Below are 16,576 nucleotides of genomic sequence, written 5' to 3' on the forward strand. Positions count from 1 at the left end.
CTCAACGAGCCCCCGTGCCGGCGGTGGCAGCGTCGGTGTCGCGCTCGAGGCTGTCGGGGGCCACCGGCGTGACGCGCTCGCCGACCTCCACCAGGCCGGCCCCCAGGGTTATCAGCCGCACCGGGTCGGGGAGGCCGGCCACCCGGGCGGTCTCGAGGTCGGCATCGACCAGGGTGACCCTGGTCTGCACCACCCGGTCGTCGGCATCGAGGTGCTTGACCGCCAGCTCGCCATCGGGGTCGAGCACCAGCAGGGCAGGCGAGAGGCGATGGACCCGGCGCTCGGGGAGGGTGATCGCCAGGGTGGCGCTGGCGCCGGCCAGGCGGCGCCCCTCGGGGTTGTCGGCGCTGACCTCGACCCGGAAGCTGCGAGTCGCCTCCTCGGCGCGGCGGGCCACCATGCTGACCTCGCCGGAGAGCCGCGAGCCGTCCAGCAGGCGCAGCTCGGCGGGCAGACCGGCGGCGAGGTCCAGGGCGTCGCGCTGGGGCGCCCAGGCCGCGGCAACGAGCCGCGAGTCGTCCACTAGTCGACCCCAGGCCTCGCCCACCTGCACCAGTTCGCCGAGCTCCACGTCGAGTCGGTCCAGGGTGCCGGGGAAGGGAGCCTCGAGGCGGGTGTCGTCGAGCTGGCGCTGCAACGCGGCCAGCTCGGCCGTGGCACGACTCACCTGGGCCTGCAGGCGCAGGTATTCGGGGCGTGAGATCAGCTTGCGGCTGAGCAGTGACTCGGCGCCGGCGAGCTCCGCCCGGGCCAGTGCCAGATCATCCTCGGCCTGGCTCAGGCGCGCCGGCAGCTCCTCACGGGCCAGCGCCAGCATGACCTCGCCCGCCTCGACCCGGCTGCCTTCCGCCACCGGCAGTGCCTCCACGTGGCCGGACTGGCGGGCGCGAAGCTCCAGTTCGCGTTGTGCCTCGAGCTCGCCCTGGAGTATCAGGGTAGGGGCATGGGGCTCGGCCTTGCGGCTCTCCACCTCGACCCGCGGCGCGTCGGCCTCGGCGGCCGGCTGGGCCTCCGGCGGGGCATCGCGAAAGCCCTGGATGTCACCCAGCAGCAGCCAGGCGAGCAGTGCGATGACCAGCCCGATGGCCAGCAGGGCGGGGAAGGGGGGAAGGCGACGGCGGGGCATGCGGTGTGATCCATCAGCGGCATGAAGGCGCCAGCATACTATTCTCGGGAGCTGCTCTCATACAGCCGTTTGTCGCACCACTCACTCCCACCCTACGTCGCATTGAGTTTTGTGCGGTGCAGGCATACCATCTTGGCGGTTTGTTTTCAGGCCAGTGCGGGCCCGGTGCCCGCCCGGCTCGTCCTCACGGCGACAACCCGCGCGTTGACAACCCAAGGAGCCACCATGAAAGAACCCGTTCGCATTGCCATTACCGGCGCCGCCGGCCAGATCAGCTACTCCCTGGCCTTCCGCATCGCCTCTGGCGACATGCTGGGCAAGGACCAGCCGGTCATCCTGCAGCTGCTCGAGATCACCCCGGCCATGGACGCCCTGAACGGCGTAGTCATGGAGCTCAACGACTGTGCCTTCCCGCTGGTGCAGGACATCGTCGCCACCGACGATGCCAATGTCGCCTTCAAGGATGCCGACTTCGCCCTGCTGGTGGGTGCACGTCCGCGCGGTCCGGGCATGGAGCGCAAGGACCTGCTGGAAGCCAACGCGGCGATCTTCTCCGTGCAGGGCAAGGCGCTGAATGACAACGCCAGCCGCGACGTCAAGGTGCTGGTGGTGGGCAACCCGGCCAACACCAACGCGCTGATCGCTTCCTGCAACGCGCCGGACCTGGATGCGGGCCAGTTCACCGCGATGATGCGTCTGGACCACAACCGCGCCAAGACCCAGCTGGCCCAGAAGACCGGCAAGCACGTCACCGATGTCGAGCAGATGATCGTCTGGGGCAACCACAGCGCGACCCAGTACCCTGATTTGGCCCACTGCAAGGTGGCCGGCACTCCGGCCTTCGATCTGATCGAGCGTGACTGGTACGAGAACGACTTCATCCCCACCGTGCAGCAGCGCGGCGCGGCCATCATCAAGGCGCGTGGAGCCTCCTCCGCGGCCTCTGCGGCCTCCGCGGCCATCGACCATATGCGCGACTGGGCGCTGGGCACCGATGAGGTGGTGAGCATGGGTATTCCCGCCGACGGCAGCTACGGCGTCGGGCCCGGGATCATGTATTCCTACCCGGTGGTCTGCAAGAACGGCAAGTACGAGATCGTCCAGGGTCTGGACGTCGACGACTTCAGCCGCGAGCGGATGAACGCCACCGAGCAGGAGCTGCGTGAAGAGCGCGCCGCGGTCGAGCATCTGCTGGGCTGAACCCCAGTTTGAAGCTGTAAGCTCTAAGCCGTAAGAAAAACCCCGCCAGGCCATGCCTGAGCGGGGTTTTCATTTTCCCAAGGCGCGAATCGCCTTCTTACAGCTTACGGCGTATAGCGTACAGCTCCCGGCGCAGCCGGGTCAGCGCAGGCTGATGATCCGCCAGCCACGGGCTTCGGCCACCTCGCGCAGGCTGGGATCAGGGTCGACGGCCACCGGGTACTCGACGATCTCCAGCAGCGGCAGGTCATTGTGGGAGTCACTGTAGAACCAGGCCTCGTCGAGGGTCTGGTCCTTGTCAGCCAGCCACTCCTCCAGGCGCTTCACCTTGCCCTCGCGGTAGCTGGGCGTGCCTCGCACCTTGCCGGTGTAGTGGCCGTCGACAATCTCGGGTTCCACCGCGATCAGGTCGTCGACGCCCAGCCGCTCGGCGATGGGGCCGGTGATGAAGCGGTTGGTGGCGGTGACGATCAGCAGGGTGTCGCCGCGGGAGCGGTGGCGGGCCAGCAACTCTTCGCCCTTGTCCAGGATATGCGGCTCGATCTTGCTGGCCATGAACTGCTGGTGCCAGGCGGCGAGCTGCTCGGGGCTGTTCTCGGCCAGGGGCCTGAGTGCGACTTCCAGGAAGGCGTGGATATCCAGAGTGCCGGCTTCGTAGTCGGCCAGGAAACGATCGTTGGCCTCGCGGTAGGCCACCGGGTCGACGGCGCCCTGCTCGAGCAGGAACTCGCCCCAGGCATGGTCGCTGTCGATCGACAGCAGGGTATTGTCCAGGTCGAAGATGGCCAGGCTCACGGAAACTCCCCAGGATGGCTGACAAGGTGGATGGAAAGCCGGCGATTATGGCAGATGGCGAGGTCCCCTGCATCACTGCGGCGGAAGGCGTATTGATGCGCTTCACGGCCTTGTGGAAGAATGGCTGCAATACTGGATTCAACAAGGTGAAGTCCGTGATCGACGCTGACGGCTTTCGCCCCAACGTTGGCATCATCATCGCCAACGACCAGGGGCAGCTGCTTTGGGCGCGTCGGGTAGGGCAGAATGCGTGGCAGTTTCCCCAGGGAGGCATCAAGGCTGACGAGACACCCAAACAGGCGCTATTTCGAGAGCTCCATGAGGAGATCGGCCTGACGGCCGGTGATGTCGAGGTTCTTGCCTGCACTCGGGGGTGGCTGCGCTACCGCCTGCCACGACGCATGATTCGCACGCATTCCCGGCCGGTGTGTATCGGCCAGAAACAGAAGTGGTTCCTGCTCCGGATCCGCTGCCAGGAGAGCCAGATCTGCATGGATATCTCCGAGAAGCCGGAGTTCGACGGCTGGCGCTGGGTCAGCTACTGGTATCCACTGGCGCAGGTGGTGCCCTTCAAGCGTGAGGTCTATCGCCGCGCCCTGAAGGAGCTCTCGCCGCGCGCCCAGCGCCTGGCGCTGGGGCACGGCTAGCCGCGCGTCACCCACAACAACGTCCAATGACAACAGGGATACCCGCTCGACATGCTCGAGGTCTTGCGCCGCATCATCCAGGAAGTCAACGGGGCCCGCAGCCTGGACGCGGCGCTCTCCACCATGGTGCGCCGCATTCGCAAGGCGATGCAGACCGACGTCTGCTCCTTCTACCTGTTCGACGAGGAGATCGACCGCCTGGTGCTGATGGAGACCATCGGCCTGCGCAGTCAGGCGGTGGGGCAGGTGACCCTGCCCATCGGCGAGGGCCTGGTGGGTCTGGTGGCCAGGCGCGAGGAGCCGCTCAACCTGGAGGATGCCCAGGCGCATCCCCAGTTCCGCTACTTCGAATCCACCGGCGAGGAGCGCTACTCCAGCTTCCTCGGGGTACCCATCATCCACCAGCGCCGCATGCTCGGCGTGCTGGTGGTACAGCAGGCCGAGAAGCGTCGCTACGGGGAGGAGGACGAGGCCTTTCTGGTCACCATGGCCGCCCAGCTTGGCGGCGTGCTGGCCCATGCCCTGGCCACCGGTAACCTGACCCGCCCGAGCCTGGAGGGCCAGGTGCAGTTCAAGGGCGTGGCGGCCTCGCCGGGAATGGCCATCGGTGAAGCAGTGGTGATCACTCCGCCCGCCGACCTCGACAGCGTGCCCGACCTGATCCCCACCGATGTCGACTACGAGATCACCCGACTCAAGGAGGCGATCGGTCGGGTGCGCGAGGAGATCCGTGCCGCCGGTGCCCGCCTCGCCAATCGCATCTCCGCCCAGGAGCTGGCGTTGTTCGAGGTCTACCAGCAGATGCTCAGCGAGGCGGCACTCTCCCAGGAAGTGGAGAAGCGCATCCGCGAGGGGCAGTGGGCGCCGGGGGCCCTGGCCGATGTGGTCAAGCGCCACGTGCAGTACCTGGAGCGGGTCGACGACGACTACCTGCGCGAACGTTCCGCCGACGTGCGAGACCTGGGCCGGCGGGTGCTGGCCCATCTTCAGGAGGAGACCCCCCAGACCCCCAGTGTCTATCCCGAGCGCACCATCCTGGTAGGCGACGAGCTGAGCGTGGCGCTGCTCGGCGAGGTACCCCGCGACAAACTGGTCGGCCTGGTCTCGGTGCGCGGTTCCAGCACCTCCCACGTGGCGATCCTGGCCCGGGCCATGGGCATCCCCACGGTACTGGGCATGGTCGACCTGCCGCTGCCGCGGCTCTCCGGTTCACAGTTGATCCTCGACGGCCACCGTGGGCGTCTGTTCATTCGCCCCGGCCAGGAGCTGTTGACCCACTACTCAAGCATGATCGCCGAGGAGGAGGCGCTGGCCGAGGTGCTCGAGCACGAGCAGCACCTGCCCAGCCGCACGCCGGACGGTTACGACATGCCGCTGATGGTCAACACCGGCCTGGCGGTGGACGCGGTGGCCTCGCTCAAGCCACGTATCAGCGGGGTGGGGCTCTACCGTACCGAGGTGCCCTTCATGGTCACCGAGCGCTTCCCCGGCGAGCAGGAGCAGACCCGCCTCTACCGCGACCAGCTCGAGAGCTTCGCGCCGCTGCCGGTGGTGATGCGCACCCTGGATATCGGCGGCGACAAGGACCTTCCCTACTTTCCCATCGAGGAGGCCAACCCCTTCCTCGGCTGGCGCGGCATTCGCGTGACCCTCGATCATCCCGAGGTGCTGATGGTGCAGCTGCGCGCCATGCTGCGTGCCTCCCAGGGGCTCGACAACCTGCAGGTGCTGCTGCCCATGATCACCAATGTCGACGAGGTCGACGCCGCCCAGCGCCTGCTCGAGCGCGCCATCGTCGAACTGGGCGAGGAGGGCGTGGTGGTGCCGCGTCCCAAGGTGGGGGTGATGATCGAGGTGCCGGCGACGCTCTACCAGCTCGATGCCCTGGCCGAGCGGGCCGACTTCTTCTCGGTGGGCAGCAATGACCTGACTCAGTACCTGCTGGCGGTGGATCGCAACAACCCACGGGTCGCCGACCTCTACGACGCCTGCCACCCGGCGGTGCTCTCCGCCATGGCCACCCTGGCCAGCGAATCGCGGCGCCTCGACATGCCGGTCTCGGTGTGTGGCGAGCTCGCCGGTGATCCGGCCGGCGCGCTGCTGCTGATGGGCATGGGTTTCGGCGCCCTCTCCATGAATGCCCCCAGCCTGCCGCGGGTGCGCGCCGCCATTCGCCGCGTGTCGCTGTCGGACGCCCAGCAACTGGTCGACCAGACCCTGCGCCTCGACTCCCCCGGCGAGGTGCGCCGCCACCTCGATGCCCGCATGGCCGAGTGGGATCTCGCCCACCTGTTGCCGCCGAGGGATTGAGCGCGCCATAACCCACCGATCGCCCGATAAATCGGGCTCCTACGGCGGGTTATGCCACCATCATCGTAGGAGCGCGATTTATCGCGCGATCATAAGGGTCTCTCCCTCTGCCACTCCCCCCGGCCCGAAGCGTCGCTCGCCGATCTCCATGCTCCCGCTGGCGTGCCAGCTCACCCAGGTCATGGCGCGGGTGCCGTATTGCTCTCCGATGATGAAGGGGGAGGAGAGGGTGCGCTCCAGTTCGAGCCCCACGCCGGTATCCGGCAGGGCGTGGTCATCGGCGGGGTGCGGATCGGCCATCGCCGCCAGTGCGTCATCCGGCCAGTGGCCATGTTGCAGGGCACTGGCCAGGCCCTGGCGGGCGCCGATCAGCTTCGGCCAGGGCGTGTCGAGGGCGGCGTTGGAGAGGCCGTGGATACCTGGCGGCACCTCGCGGAGCACGGCGCCTTGCCTGCCGCGGTGCAGATGCCACAGCCGTTCGCCGTCGCCCGCCAGCAGGTTGAAACCGGCATAGCGCAGTGCCTCGCTGCGTTCCAGCCGGGCCAGCCAGGCAGGCAGGTCGGGGTGGGTGAGGGCATCATGGACCAGTCCGCCGCGGCTCGGTGCGCCATCGGGCACACGCTGCTCGGGATCGCGCACGTTGGTCACCGCCGCGAAGCGGCCGCGGCAGTGCACCGCCAGCCAGGTGCCGCCGGCCTCCAGATCGCGCCCGCCGATGATCTCGGGGGCATCGTCCCAGGCGGCCAGCGGCGCGGCGGGGCGGGCGTGGAACTCGTCGCGGTTGGCGACCAGGCGCAGGGGCCAGGCGCTACCGGGGCGGTGGTCGAAGGCAATCAGGCACATGCGGCCAGCTTAGCGGCTCGCTGCCGGGCGGGGAAGCGCCCGCGATGACAGCGCCCGTGAGCCGGCGTACACTCGAGCGCTACCTCGTTAACGGCCAAGGATGACGGATGCGAGACGAGTCGAGGCGCGCCCGGCGCCTTCCAACACTCATCGTGATGGCGCTGCTGGTCCAGCTGCTCCTGCTGCTGGCCGGTGGCGGTCTCCTGCTGTTCCACACCGGCGGGTCGGCTGCCTGGCTGATGGTGCTGCTGCTGGTGGCCAGCCTCAACCTGATACTGGTGGTGCTGCAGCCCAGCTGCTGGCGGCGCGACCCGCAGGCCGAGCCGCCCGCCGAGGCCCCCGAGCGACGCCGAATGGTGCAGGACTCGGTTGCCGAGCCCTCGGTGACCGAGGAGCGGTTGCGGCGTCGGGTGAGCGACCTGGAAGACGACCTCGCACACCGTGAGCAGCGACTCAGCCGCCTGGCGGCCGGACGCGAGAGAGCTCGCGAGGAGTCGCGGCTCAAGTCGGACTACCTGACCCTGATGAGCCGCGAACTGCAGCGGCTACGCCTGCGTATCGATCAGCTGGCCGGCGAGCAGGCGTCGAGCCCGGAGGCCGGCCAGTCCATGGCTGCCGAGCTGCGCGAGCGTCTCGCCGACCTGACGGAACTCCTGGAGGGGCTGGCCGGCGTACCCGAGCCGCCGCCGTTGCCTCCGGCCACGCGCCAGGGGCGGGTGCTGATCGTCGACGATGGCCCGGTCAACCTGATGCTGGCCCGGCAGGTGCTGGAGCGCGAGGGGCTCGAGGTCACCACCGTGACCTCGGGGGCCGAGGCCCTGGCCCTTCAGGAGCAGGAACACTTCGACCTGGTGCTGATGGATATCTTCATGGAGGGCATGGACGGCATGGAGGCGAGCCGCCGCTGGCGCGAGCACGAGCGTGCCCGGCACGTCGCCGCCGGCAGTGTGCTGGTGGCGCTGACCGCCAACGCCAGCGATGCCGACCGCCGGCGCTTCGCCGAGGCCGGGCTGGATGACTTCCTGGCCAAGCCCTACCGCCCCCAGGAGCTGGTCGAACGGGTCGCCCGCTGGCTCCCCGAGCGCCTGGTGGAGCGCGGCACCCCATGAGCCTGCTGCCGGTGATTGTCGGCTACCTGGCACTTGGGGCCGTGGCCGGGACCATGGCCGGGCTGTTCGGCGTGGGCGGCGGGCTGATCATCGTGCCGGCGCTGGTCTTCGCCTTCGGCCTGCAGGGCGTGCCTACGGAGGTCACCATGCACCTGGCGGTGGGCACGTCGCTTGCCACCATCGTGGTCACCGGCGCCTCCTCGGCCTGGGGCCATTACCGCCGCGGCAGCATCCATTGCCAGTGGTTCCTGGCCCTGTTGCCCGGGCTGCTGCTGGGAGCCGTGGCCGGGGTGTTCGTCGCCGACGGACTCTCCGCGGGCAGCCTCGGCACCCTGTTTGGTATCTTCGTGCTGGTAATGGCGGTGCGCATGGCGCTCTCCCGCGGGCCGCGCCCCGGCAGCGTGGCGCCGGGGCGGGCGGTGATGGCCGCCGCCGGCGGGGTGATCGGCGGCGTCTCGGCGCTGTTCGGTATCGGCGGAGGCACCCTCTGCGTGCCCTGGCTGACCCGTTGTGGCGCGCCGCTGACCCAGGCCGTGGGTACCTCCGCCGCCTGCGGCATTCCCATCGCCCTGTTCGGGGCGGCTACCTTCATGGTGCTGGGTTGGGGCAATGCCCTGCTGCCCGCCGGCGCCGTGGGCTTCGTGATGTCGCCGGCCCTGCTGGGTATCGTGTTGGCCAGCGTTCCCTGTGCCCGCCTCGGGGTGTGGCTCGCCCATCGCCTGCCGGCCAGGGTGCTGCGCCTGGCCTTCGCCGGCCTGCTGGCCGGTGTCGGCCTGACCTTCGTTTTATAAGCTTCCAGCTCTAAAGGACCTTCATGCTTTCGTATCCCGATATTGATCCCGTGGCGATCTCCCTGGGCCCCTTCCAGGTGCACTGGTATGGCCTGATGTATGTAGTGGGCTTCGTCGCCGCCTGGTTCCTGGGACGTCGTCGCGCCGCGCGCATCGGCCTTACCCCCGACGATATCGGTGACCTGCTGTTCTACGCGGCACTGGGCGTGGTGCTGGGCGGCCGGCTGGGCTATGCACTCTTCTATGGCCTCGACCAGTGGCTGGCCGACCCGCTGTGGATCGTGCGGGTGTGGGATGGCGGCATGAGCTTCCACGGCGGCCTGCTCGGCGTGCTGGTGGCCGCCTGGTGGTTTGCCAGGAAGAAGGGCCTGGCCTTCCTGACCCTCACCGACTTCGTCGCCCCGCTGGTGCCCATCGGCCTGGGGGCCGGGCGCATCGGCAACTTCATCAATCGGGAACTGCCCGGCCGCGTGACCGAGATGCCCTGGGGCATGCCGTTCCCCGGTCTCGGGCCCGAGGCGCGTCACCCCAGCTCGCTCTACGAGGCGGCTCTGGAGGGGGCGGTACTGTTCGTGGTGCTGTGGTTCGCTACCGCCACCCCGCGCCGCCGCGGCCTGGCCTCGGGGCTCTTCCTCGCGCTCTACGGCGCCTTCCGCTTCCTGGTCGAGTTCTACCGCCTGCCGGATGCCCATATCGGCTACCTGGCCTTCGACTGGTTCACTATGGGCATGCTGCTGACCCTGCCGATGATCGCCGCCGGCCTGGGGCTGATCGCCTGGTCGCGCCGCCAACCCGTCGATGCCCGTATCGGCACCCCGTAGGAGCGCGATTTATCGCGCGATACGGTAGAATTTTGTCCCTGCATTCATCAGCCAGAGAACACCGTGACCGACGAAACCCTGCCCGCCCTGGAACAGCCCTACCTCGACCTGATGCGCCAGGTGCTCGACCAAGGGGTCGAGCGCGACGACCGCACCGGGGTAGGCACGCGCTCGATCTTCGGCCACCAGATGCGCTTCGACCTGGCCCGCGGCTTCCCGCTGCTGACCACCAAGAAGCTGCATACCCGCTCGATCTTCCACGAGCTGCTGTGGTTCCTGGCCGGCGACACCAATATCGCCTACCTCAAGGAAAATGGCGTGCGGATCTGGGACGAGTGGGCCGACGAGAACGGCGATCTCGGCCCGATCTACGGCTATCAATGGCGCAGCTGGCCCGACCCGCGCGGTGGCCACGTCGATCAGATCGCGCAGCTGCTCGAGCAGCTGCGCGTGAATCCCCGCTCGCGGCGGCTGATCGTCTCCGCCTGGAATCCCGCCCTGGTCGACGAGATGCAGCTGCCGCCGTGCCACTGCCTGTTCCAGTTCTATGTGGCCAATGGCAGGCTCTCCTGCCAGCTCTATCAGCGCAGCGCCGATATCTTCCTGGGCGTGCCCTTCAATATCGCCAGCTACGCCCTGCTGACCCAGATGGTCGCCCAGGTGGCGGGCCTCGAGCCCGGCGAGTTCATCCACACACTGGGCGACGCCCACCTCTACCTGAACCACCTGGAGCAGGCCGAGGAGCAGCTGTCTCGCACACCGCGGCAGGCGCCCAGGCTGGTGCTCGACCCGAGCATCGATGATCTGTTCGCCTTTGGCATCGAGCATATCGCCATCGAAGGCTACGATCCCTATCCGCATATCAAGGCCGAGGTGGCGGTATGAACCAGTCAGACCCCTTGAGCGAAGACACCCTCGTTCCAGTCGCCATGATCGCCGCCATGGCGAGAAACCGCGTGATCGGAGTCGACAACCAGCTGCCCTGGTACCTGCCCGAGGACCTCAAGTTCTTCAAGCGCATGACCCAGGCCAAGCCGCTGGTGATGGGGCGCAAGACCTTCCAGTCCATCGGCCGGCCGCTGCCCGGGCGGCTCAATATCGTGGTCACCCGCGACCCCGGGTTCGCCCATGACGGCGTGCGCGTCTGCCACGATCTGCCATCCGCCCTGGTCCTGGCCGACCAGCAGGCCATCATCGATGGCGTCGAGGAGATCATGGTGATGGGCGGCGCCGAGATCTACGCCCAGGCCCTGCCCCATGCCAGCCGCCTCTACCTCACCGAGGTGGATGTCGAGGTGGAGGGCGACGCCCGCTTCCCGGAGATCGATCCCGCGGAGTGGGAGGAGGTCCAGCGCGTGCCGGGCACCCCCGCCGAGGGGCAGCCTGCCTATGACTTCGTCGAGTATCGTCGTCGCGAAGGGTAGCGCCGCGAAGCTGTCGGCGGCTGACGACATTTGTCATGAACGTGCTTCTGGCACAGACTTGATGGCAACGCCTGTATCACAGAGCCTGCGGGAGGAGACCGGTTTGGCCGAGCAACGCCTACACTCGCTGCTGGACGCCCTGGATGGGCGCACCCGATCGCTGCTGGAGCGCCTGACCCTCGAGCGCGAGGCGCGCCGCCACGCCGAGGCCGTGCAGGGCGAGCTGGCCCAGCGCCTCGCCGAACTGGAGCGGCAACTGGCCGAGGCCGAGGCCTCCCGCCTGGAACTCAGTGAAGAGTGCCGCGAGCTCGGCGAGCAGAATGGTGAGCTGGAAGACCACAACCGCCATCTCCACGAACGCCTGGCCGCCGGCGAGCCCGCCGAGGGCGGTTTCCGCCCCGGGCGTCGCTCCCAGGGGCTCTCGGCGCTGATTGGCCGGCGCCCCGCGCCCGCACCTGCCTCGGAAGCCCCTGTGGGAGCCCGATTCATCGGCGATAAGAGTGCCGCTGCTGGACCGGATGCTGATGCCAAGGGTGTCTCATCCCTTGTGGAAACCCAATCTGTTGGCGATCAGGCCACCTCAGCTGGCGCCGAGGGCTCGCCTGAATCGCCAGGCGCCCACCAGGATTCCCTAGCCATCGGCGAGGCCCCCTCTCCTCAGGCCCTGCTCGATGAATGGTATGCACGCTATCCCTCGGCCTTCTTCAAGGGTCATACCCGCCCGCTGATGGTCGGCATCCACGAGGTGCTGGCCAGCCGCGAGCCCTGGCCCGAGAAGCTGGTGCGCCGGGCGCTGGCCTGCTACGTCAACCTGCCACGCTACCTCAAGGCGGTGCGCGAGGACGCCGCGCGTATCGATCTCGACGGCCAGCCCGCCGGCAAGGTGGATGCCCAGTCGGCCGATCACGCCCACCGCAAGCTCGACCGCCTGCAGGGCGAGAAGCGGAACACTCAAGGCCGCAAGGCCCAGGGGCGCCAGAACGAGCCCCATAACCACAAGGGACGCGGCAAGCTGGCCAAGGCAGGGTCTCAGGACCGAGCCCACGGCAAGCCGAAGGATGGCGCGAAGGGCAGGCCCTCGTCGCAGGGGAAGGGCACCAGCGCCGGGCCCGTCCGTGAGCGTGCCGAGCCGGCACCCGTCACCATGGAAGAGAAGCTCTCGGCCCTGCTGGCCAAGCATAACGGTCGCTAACACCCTGCCAGGAAAGCCTTTTTCCATTTCTCATCGCCCGCCACACCGCCATTAAGGCGCGTTGGTGGGCGTTGACTTGTCTTCGTCATATCGGCAAGGCATGATGCAGCAACTGCCGTGAGGCGAGTGTTTGCGTAGGCAGGGGAAAGTTCCATGGGATGGGTTCATCGCGAAGGAAAACAGTGTTTTTTCTTCTTGCGTTCCCCCAGAATCCGGTATAAGGTTCCTCTTGCGAGCATTGGACTATAACAAGGCTTCGCCGAAGTCGGCTCGCATCGGCGCCCTCCGCGAGGAGTACAGCCGCGACGAACCGGCGCAGACCGGCAAAGCCCGCCGAATCGCCTCAGAGCGGTCGGCACAAAACGATCGAAACAGACTGCTAGTCAAAGGAACGTCATCATGAAAAAGACACTGTTAGCGACTGCTATTGCCGGTGCCATGGTTGCCTCCGGCGCCCAGGCCGCCACCATCTATAACCAGGATGGCACCAAGCTGGACCTGTACGGCAACATCCAGATTGCCTACCGTTCCATCGAGAAGAACGTTGCTGATGCGGGCGATCCGCGTGACGTCCAGTCTCAAGATGACCTTTTCGACAACGGCTCCACCGTGGGCCTCTCCGGTGAGCATGTAATTAATCCGGGCCTGACCGGCTACTTCAAGGCCGAGTGGGAGCATGACGTCGATGAGGCCAAAGATGCGGGTGGCATCGACACCGGCGATCAGGCCTATATGGGTCTGAAGGGTAACTTCGGTGATGCTCGCGTGGGTTCCTGGGATCCGTTGATCGACGACTGGATCCAGGATCCGATCACCAATAACGAGTACTTCGATGCAAGTGATTCTTCGTCCTACTCTTTCTCGACCGAACATAAAGCTAAGCGAGAGGGCAACAAGCTCTCCTACACCTCACCTTCACTCGCTGGTTTCCAGTTTGCCGTGGGTACCCAGTACGAGGGTGATGCTGAAGGCGAGAACCTGACTGACTCAGGCAACGCCTCCGCCTTTGGTGGTCTGAAGTACTCTGCGGGCGCCTTCTCTGTTGCAGCAGTCTATGACAACCTGGACAACTACCAGGCCGAGTTTGACGATGGATCAGACTATGAGCTCGGTGAGCAGTACGGTATTACCGCCCAGTATGCCTGGAACACCCTGCGTGTCTCCGCCAAGGTCGAGCGATTCGAGTCGGATAATACTGACCTCATCGATGATGCCAACTTCTATGCACTGGGCGCCCGCTACGGCTACGGCAACGGCATGGGCGATATCTACGGCGCCTACCAGTACGTAGACGTGGGTGGTGGCAAACTGCTGGATGCACTCGACGATGCTACAGGCGGTGATTCTCCGTCTGACCTGAATGAAGACCGTGGTGACGATAGTTACAACGAGATTGTTCTTGGTGCCACCTACAACGTCTCCGATGCCATGTACACCTTTGTGGAGGCAGCATGGTACGATCGCGAAGATGATGAGAAGGACGGTGTCGCCGTCGGCGCGGTCTACATGTTCTAAACCGTTCGGTCGCAGGGCCTGACCCTGCCCCGATGGGTTTCGACATCGAAAGCCGATCCTCCGGGGTCGGCTTTTTTCATTTATCGAGTGATCAGTGAGGTTCCATGAACAAGCCTATCGTGACCGCCGGCCTGCTGACCCTGGGGCTCGCCCTGGCCAGTTCCCAGGTGCTGGCCAGCGAGATGCAGGATCGTTTCCGCGAGTCGGGCAAGCAGCTCGACCTGACCGGCTTCCTGCAGGCCGATAATGACGCCCGCAGCCGCAGCTTCCTCTACGGCGGAGTGCAGGAACACGACTTCACCGTCAAGGAGAGCGGCACCTACCGCTTCGCGAGCCGGGTGCCGATCGGCGAATCCGAGGCGTACCGCATCGAGGCGCTGCTGCTCGACAAGCAGGGGAACGTCCTGGCCCGCAGCGAGGGGTTGGGTCAGAGCGGCGGGCTGGCTTTCGAGGAGCGCCTGGAACCGGGTGACTATGTGCTGCAGGTGCAGGGCAGCAAGTTCGGCACCGTGCGCCGCGGCGGCAACAGTTTCTCGGTGAGCGTCTCCGGGGTGGATGTCGAGGAGGGCGTCTCCGCCGGCGAGGGCATCGTCTTTACCGGCACCAGCCGTGAAGGCGGTCGCAACGCCTTCGTGCGGCGCCCGGACGTGGTGGCCGCCATCGCCGCCCCCGCGGCCAGCGAGGCCGCCGAGTCGCGTCGTCCGGCACAGGCGGATGCCCGGCCTTCCGCCACCGAGCCGGCCATGGGCGCGGCCGCCGAGTCCCAGGCGACGGCACCGGAGAGTGCTCCTCCCGTGGCGGCGGAGCCCGAGTCGCCGCAGGGCTTCGAGCGGGTCGTCACCGATGTGAAGATCCGTGCCCGTGGCGAGGTGTTGACCTTCGAGGTGCTGGAGGCGGGAACCGTGGCCATCACCACCTCCACCTTCCCCGGCAACGAGGGCACCTACCGTATCGAGGCCGAGGTGGTGGACGCGCAGGGCCGCGTGGTGGCCAGCGACGCCGGTGAAGGCTTCGACGGCGACATCGACCTGCGCACCGAGCTGGAACCGGGGCGTTACACCATCCGCGTCAACGGCCAGAAGTTCGGCTCGGCGATGAGTGGCGTCAACAACTACGAGCTCGAGGTACGGCAGCTGGATCGCCGCTAGGACTCGGTCCTCGAGTCCCGCATCCCGCCATTCGATCGGGACCACCAAAAAGCGCCCCGGCCAGTCTCTGGTCGGGGCGCAATCGATCGAACCTTCTCTTCCGTTCCGGCCGTCATCATCGCGCCGTCATCCGACAGCTCAGAAGCTGTACTTGACCATCCCCTGCAGGCGTACCGCGTCGCCGTCGCGACCGTCGACCACCTCACGGGTATGGTAGGCGGCTTCGATGCCGTAGCTGACGCGCTGGATCGGTGACCAGATATAGTTCAGGTGCACCGCCTCGAACTGTTCGTTGGCGCCTTCCACCCCGGCAATACCAGCATCGCGGGCATCATCCAGGTCCGCCTTGGATATGCCGTAGCCCAGGTTGATGGCACCCGGGCCGGCGGCCAGGCTCATGCCCAGGTTGGCACCCCAGGCCTCGATGGTCTCGATGCTGTCGCCATCCAGGTAGGCCGGCGCCGAGGGGTTGTTCTGCATATATTCGCCGATGCCTTCGCCCCAGGTCAGCGCGCCGCGCAGGGTCAGCGCCTCGGTGGCGGGATAGCGGGCCGCCAGGTTGAGGCCATAGCCGGTGGCGTTGTCATCGACGCCGTTGACCTCTTCGACTTCCAGCTGGCGGGCCATGGCAGAGGCGGAGTAGTGCAGGCCGGCGGCCTGGTTCTGATAGCGCAGAGTCAGATCGGGCAGGCCGGTCTTGGCGCCTTCATGCTCGGTGTAGATGCCGCGGTTGGGGTTGAAGCTGGAAGCGACGCCGTCCCGGTAGTCTTCCGGATCCGGATTCTCCAGGGCGACGTGCCAGTTGTTGAAGGAGTAGCGCAGCTGCGCCTTGCGGCCCACCTTGCTCTGGCCCGGCTGGGGCGCCAGGTCGATGGTCGGAGTCTTGCCCAGCAGGCTGCCGAAGTTGGTCCAAGTCTTGCCCGCCGTGATGCCGTTCCAGCTGCCGAAGGCGTGACGCAGGCGCAGGTCGCCGCCTTCCGGGGCGTTGTTGAACCAGTCCACTTCGACCATGGTGGTCAGGTTGCTGCCGCCCATGGGGGTGGCAGTCTTGAAGCCCAGGCGGCTCTCGTAGGCGTGCATGGTGGTATGGCCGTCGCTGCCTTCCTGACCGTCGATCAGGATACGCGGACGGGCGGCCAGGTCGCCGAGCTCGTTGTCGACGTCGTAGATCATGTCCAGCTTGGCGTAGCCATAGACGCTGGCCTTGGTGTCGCCGACCTCGAAGTCGACGGCGTGGGAGGCCGAGGCGATGGCCAGCGCCAGGGTGCTGCCGGCGAGCAGCGTGGCGTGCTTGAGGCGGATGGGAGCAGTCATTGGCTTTTCCTTCTTGCGGGGCGCCCAGTGGGCGGAAGCGATTCGGCGACGCCTGCGGGTTCCCTTGATGATTCCGCTTGCCGCCGATGGTTGTCATGCTAACCACCCCGACGCCCCGGGCCCACAGTCGAGTCGAAGGAAAAGCTTGATATGGGTCAAGGTGTAGGAAGATCTGATGGCTATTCCAAGATGGTCAAATAATCCTGCTGAATCAGTCGATTAAGAAAGGATTAACGCCCTGTTCGGGGTCATGCTTGCGGCGAGAAGTCGCCGGCTTGACGCAAAAAGCCCCGGCCAGTGGCCGGGGCGGAAGGATCGAAGCATTCTGCTTGTGCTGTCGG

General features: G+C 66.8%; 15 protein-coding genes. 11 read left to right on the plus strand and 4 right to left on the minus strand.

Annotated features, from left to right (window positions below; all coding sequences use genetic code 11):
* Position 1 precedes the first annotated feature (1 nt).
* Complete coding sequence (locus tag LWH48_RS06815) at positions 2 to 1,126, minus strand: efflux RND transporter periplasmic adaptor subunit (RefSeq protein WP_232911987.1); 1,125 nt, start codon at positions 1,124 to 1,126, stop codon at positions 2 to 4.
* A gap of 225 nt (positions 1,127 to 1,351) precedes the next feature.
* Between LWH48_RS06815 and LWH48_RS06820 the strand changes: the two genes are divergently transcribed.
* The gene (locus LWH48_RS06820; protein WP_232911988.1) at positions 1,352 to 2,326 is read left to right on the plus strand and encodes a malate dehydrogenase; all 975 of its coding nucleotides are present in this window, start codon (positions 1,352 to 1,354) and stop codon (positions 2,324 to 2,326) included.
* Positions 2,327 to 2,467: 141 nt separating this feature from the next.
* Here LWH48_RS06820 and LWH48_RS06825 read toward each other — a convergent pair whose 3' ends face one another.
* Positions 2,468 to 3,121 (minus strand): HAD family hydrolase, encoded by a 654-nt coding sequence (locus LWH48_RS06825; protein ID WP_161431414.1) that lies wholly within the window; start codon positions 3,119 to 3,121, stop codon positions 2,468 to 2,470.
* Positions 3,122 to 3,276: 155 nt separating this feature from the next.
* On the opposite strand from LWH48_RS06825, the gene LWH48_RS06830 reads away from it, so the two are divergent.
* Both LWH48_RS06830 and ptsP read left to right on the plus strand, forming a co-directional pair.
* Positions 3,277 to 3,768, plus strand: a complete 492-nt coding sequence (locus LWH48_RS06830) for an RNA pyrophosphohydrolase (protein ID WP_232911989.1) — start codon at positions 3,277 to 3,279, stop codon at positions 3,766 to 3,768.
* 51 nt (positions 3,769 to 3,819) lie between these two features.
* A complete protein-coding gene (gene ptsP, locus LWH48_RS06835) occupies positions 3,820 to 6,078 on the plus strand; it encodes a phosphoenolpyruvate--protein phosphotransferase (RefSeq protein WP_232911990.1) in 2,259 nt (752 codons plus the stop codon).
* Positions 6,079 to 6,156: 78 nt separating this feature from the next.
* Here ptsP and LWH48_RS06840 read toward each other — a convergent pair whose 3' ends face one another.
* A complete protein-coding gene (locus LWH48_RS06840) occupies positions 6,157 to 6,921 on the minus strand; it encodes an NRDE family protein (protein WP_232911991.1) in 765 nt (254 codons plus the stop codon).
* 107 nt (positions 6,922 to 7,028) lie between these two features.
* Between LWH48_RS06840 and LWH48_RS06845 the strand changes: the two genes are divergently transcribed.
* The 8 genes from LWH48_RS06845 to LWH48_RS06880 all read left to right on the plus strand — a co-directional run bounded on the left by LWH48_RS06845 (position 7,029) and on the right by LWH48_RS06880 (position 14,921).
* Entirely contained in the window at positions 7,029 to 8,030 is a 1,002-nt protein-coding gene (locus LWH48_RS06845) for a response regulator (RefSeq protein WP_232911992.1), read from the plus strand.
* On the plus strand, positions 8,027 to 8,821 hold the full coding sequence (locus LWH48_RS06850; protein ID WP_232911993.1) for a sulfite exporter TauE/SafE family protein: 795 nt from the start codon (positions 8,027 to 8,029) through the stop codon (positions 8,819 to 8,821). The genes LWH48_RS06845 and LWH48_RS06850 overlap by 4 nt, the downstream gene beginning before the upstream one ends.
* Positions 8,822 to 8,844: 23 nt before the next feature.
* Complete coding sequence (lgt, locus tag LWH48_RS06855) at positions 8,845 to 9,642, plus strand: prolipoprotein diacylglyceryl transferase (protein WP_232911994.1); 798 nt, start codon at positions 8,845 to 8,847, stop codon at positions 9,640 to 9,642.
* A 111-nt stretch (positions 9,643 to 9,753) separates the two neighbouring features.
* A complete protein-coding gene (locus LWH48_RS06860; protein ID WP_232912048.1) occupies positions 9,754 to 10,527 on the plus strand; it encodes a thymidylate synthase in 774 nt (257 codons plus the stop codon).
* Positions 10,524 to 11,066: a dihydrofolate reductase gene (locus LWH48_RS06865; RefSeq protein WP_232911995.1), complete on the plus strand. Its 543-nt coding sequence runs from the start codon at positions 10,524 to 10,526 to the stop codon at positions 11,064 to 11,066. The genes LWH48_RS06860 and LWH48_RS06865 overlap by 4 nt, the downstream gene beginning before the upstream one ends.
* 103 nt (positions 11,067 to 11,169) lie before the next feature.
* Positions 11,170 to 12,258: a ProQ/FINO family protein gene (locus LWH48_RS06870; RefSeq protein ID WP_232911996.1), complete on the plus strand. Its 1,089-nt coding sequence runs from the start codon at positions 11,170 to 11,172 to the stop codon at positions 12,256 to 12,258.
* Between the two features lie 399 nt (positions 12,259 to 12,657).
* Positions 12,658 to 13,773, plus strand: a complete 1,116-nt coding sequence (locus LWH48_RS06875) for a porin (protein ID WP_232911997.1) — start codon at positions 12,658 to 12,660, stop codon at positions 13,771 to 13,773.
* Positions 13,774 to 13,877: 104 nt separating this feature from the next.
* Entirely contained in the window at positions 13,878 to 14,921 is a 1,044-nt protein-coding gene (locus LWH48_RS06880) for a hypothetical protein (RefSeq protein WP_232911998.1), read from the plus strand.
* 138 nt (positions 14,922 to 15,059) lie between these two features.
* Here the strand turns inward: LWH48_RS06880 and LWH48_RS06885 are convergent, their stop codons facing one another.
* Positions 15,060 to 16,235: a hypothetical protein gene (locus tag LWH48_RS06885; protein WP_232911999.1), complete on the minus strand. Its 1,176-nt coding sequence runs from the start codon at positions 16,233 to 16,235 to the stop codon at positions 15,060 to 15,062.
* Positions 16,236 to 16,576: the final 341 nt, after the last annotated feature.

It is taken from the genome of Halomonas sp. G15, from assembly GCF_021282295.1.
Classification (GTDB): Bacteria; Pseudomonadota; Gammaproteobacteria; order Pseudomonadales; family Halomonadaceae; genus Halomonas; species Halomonas alimentaria.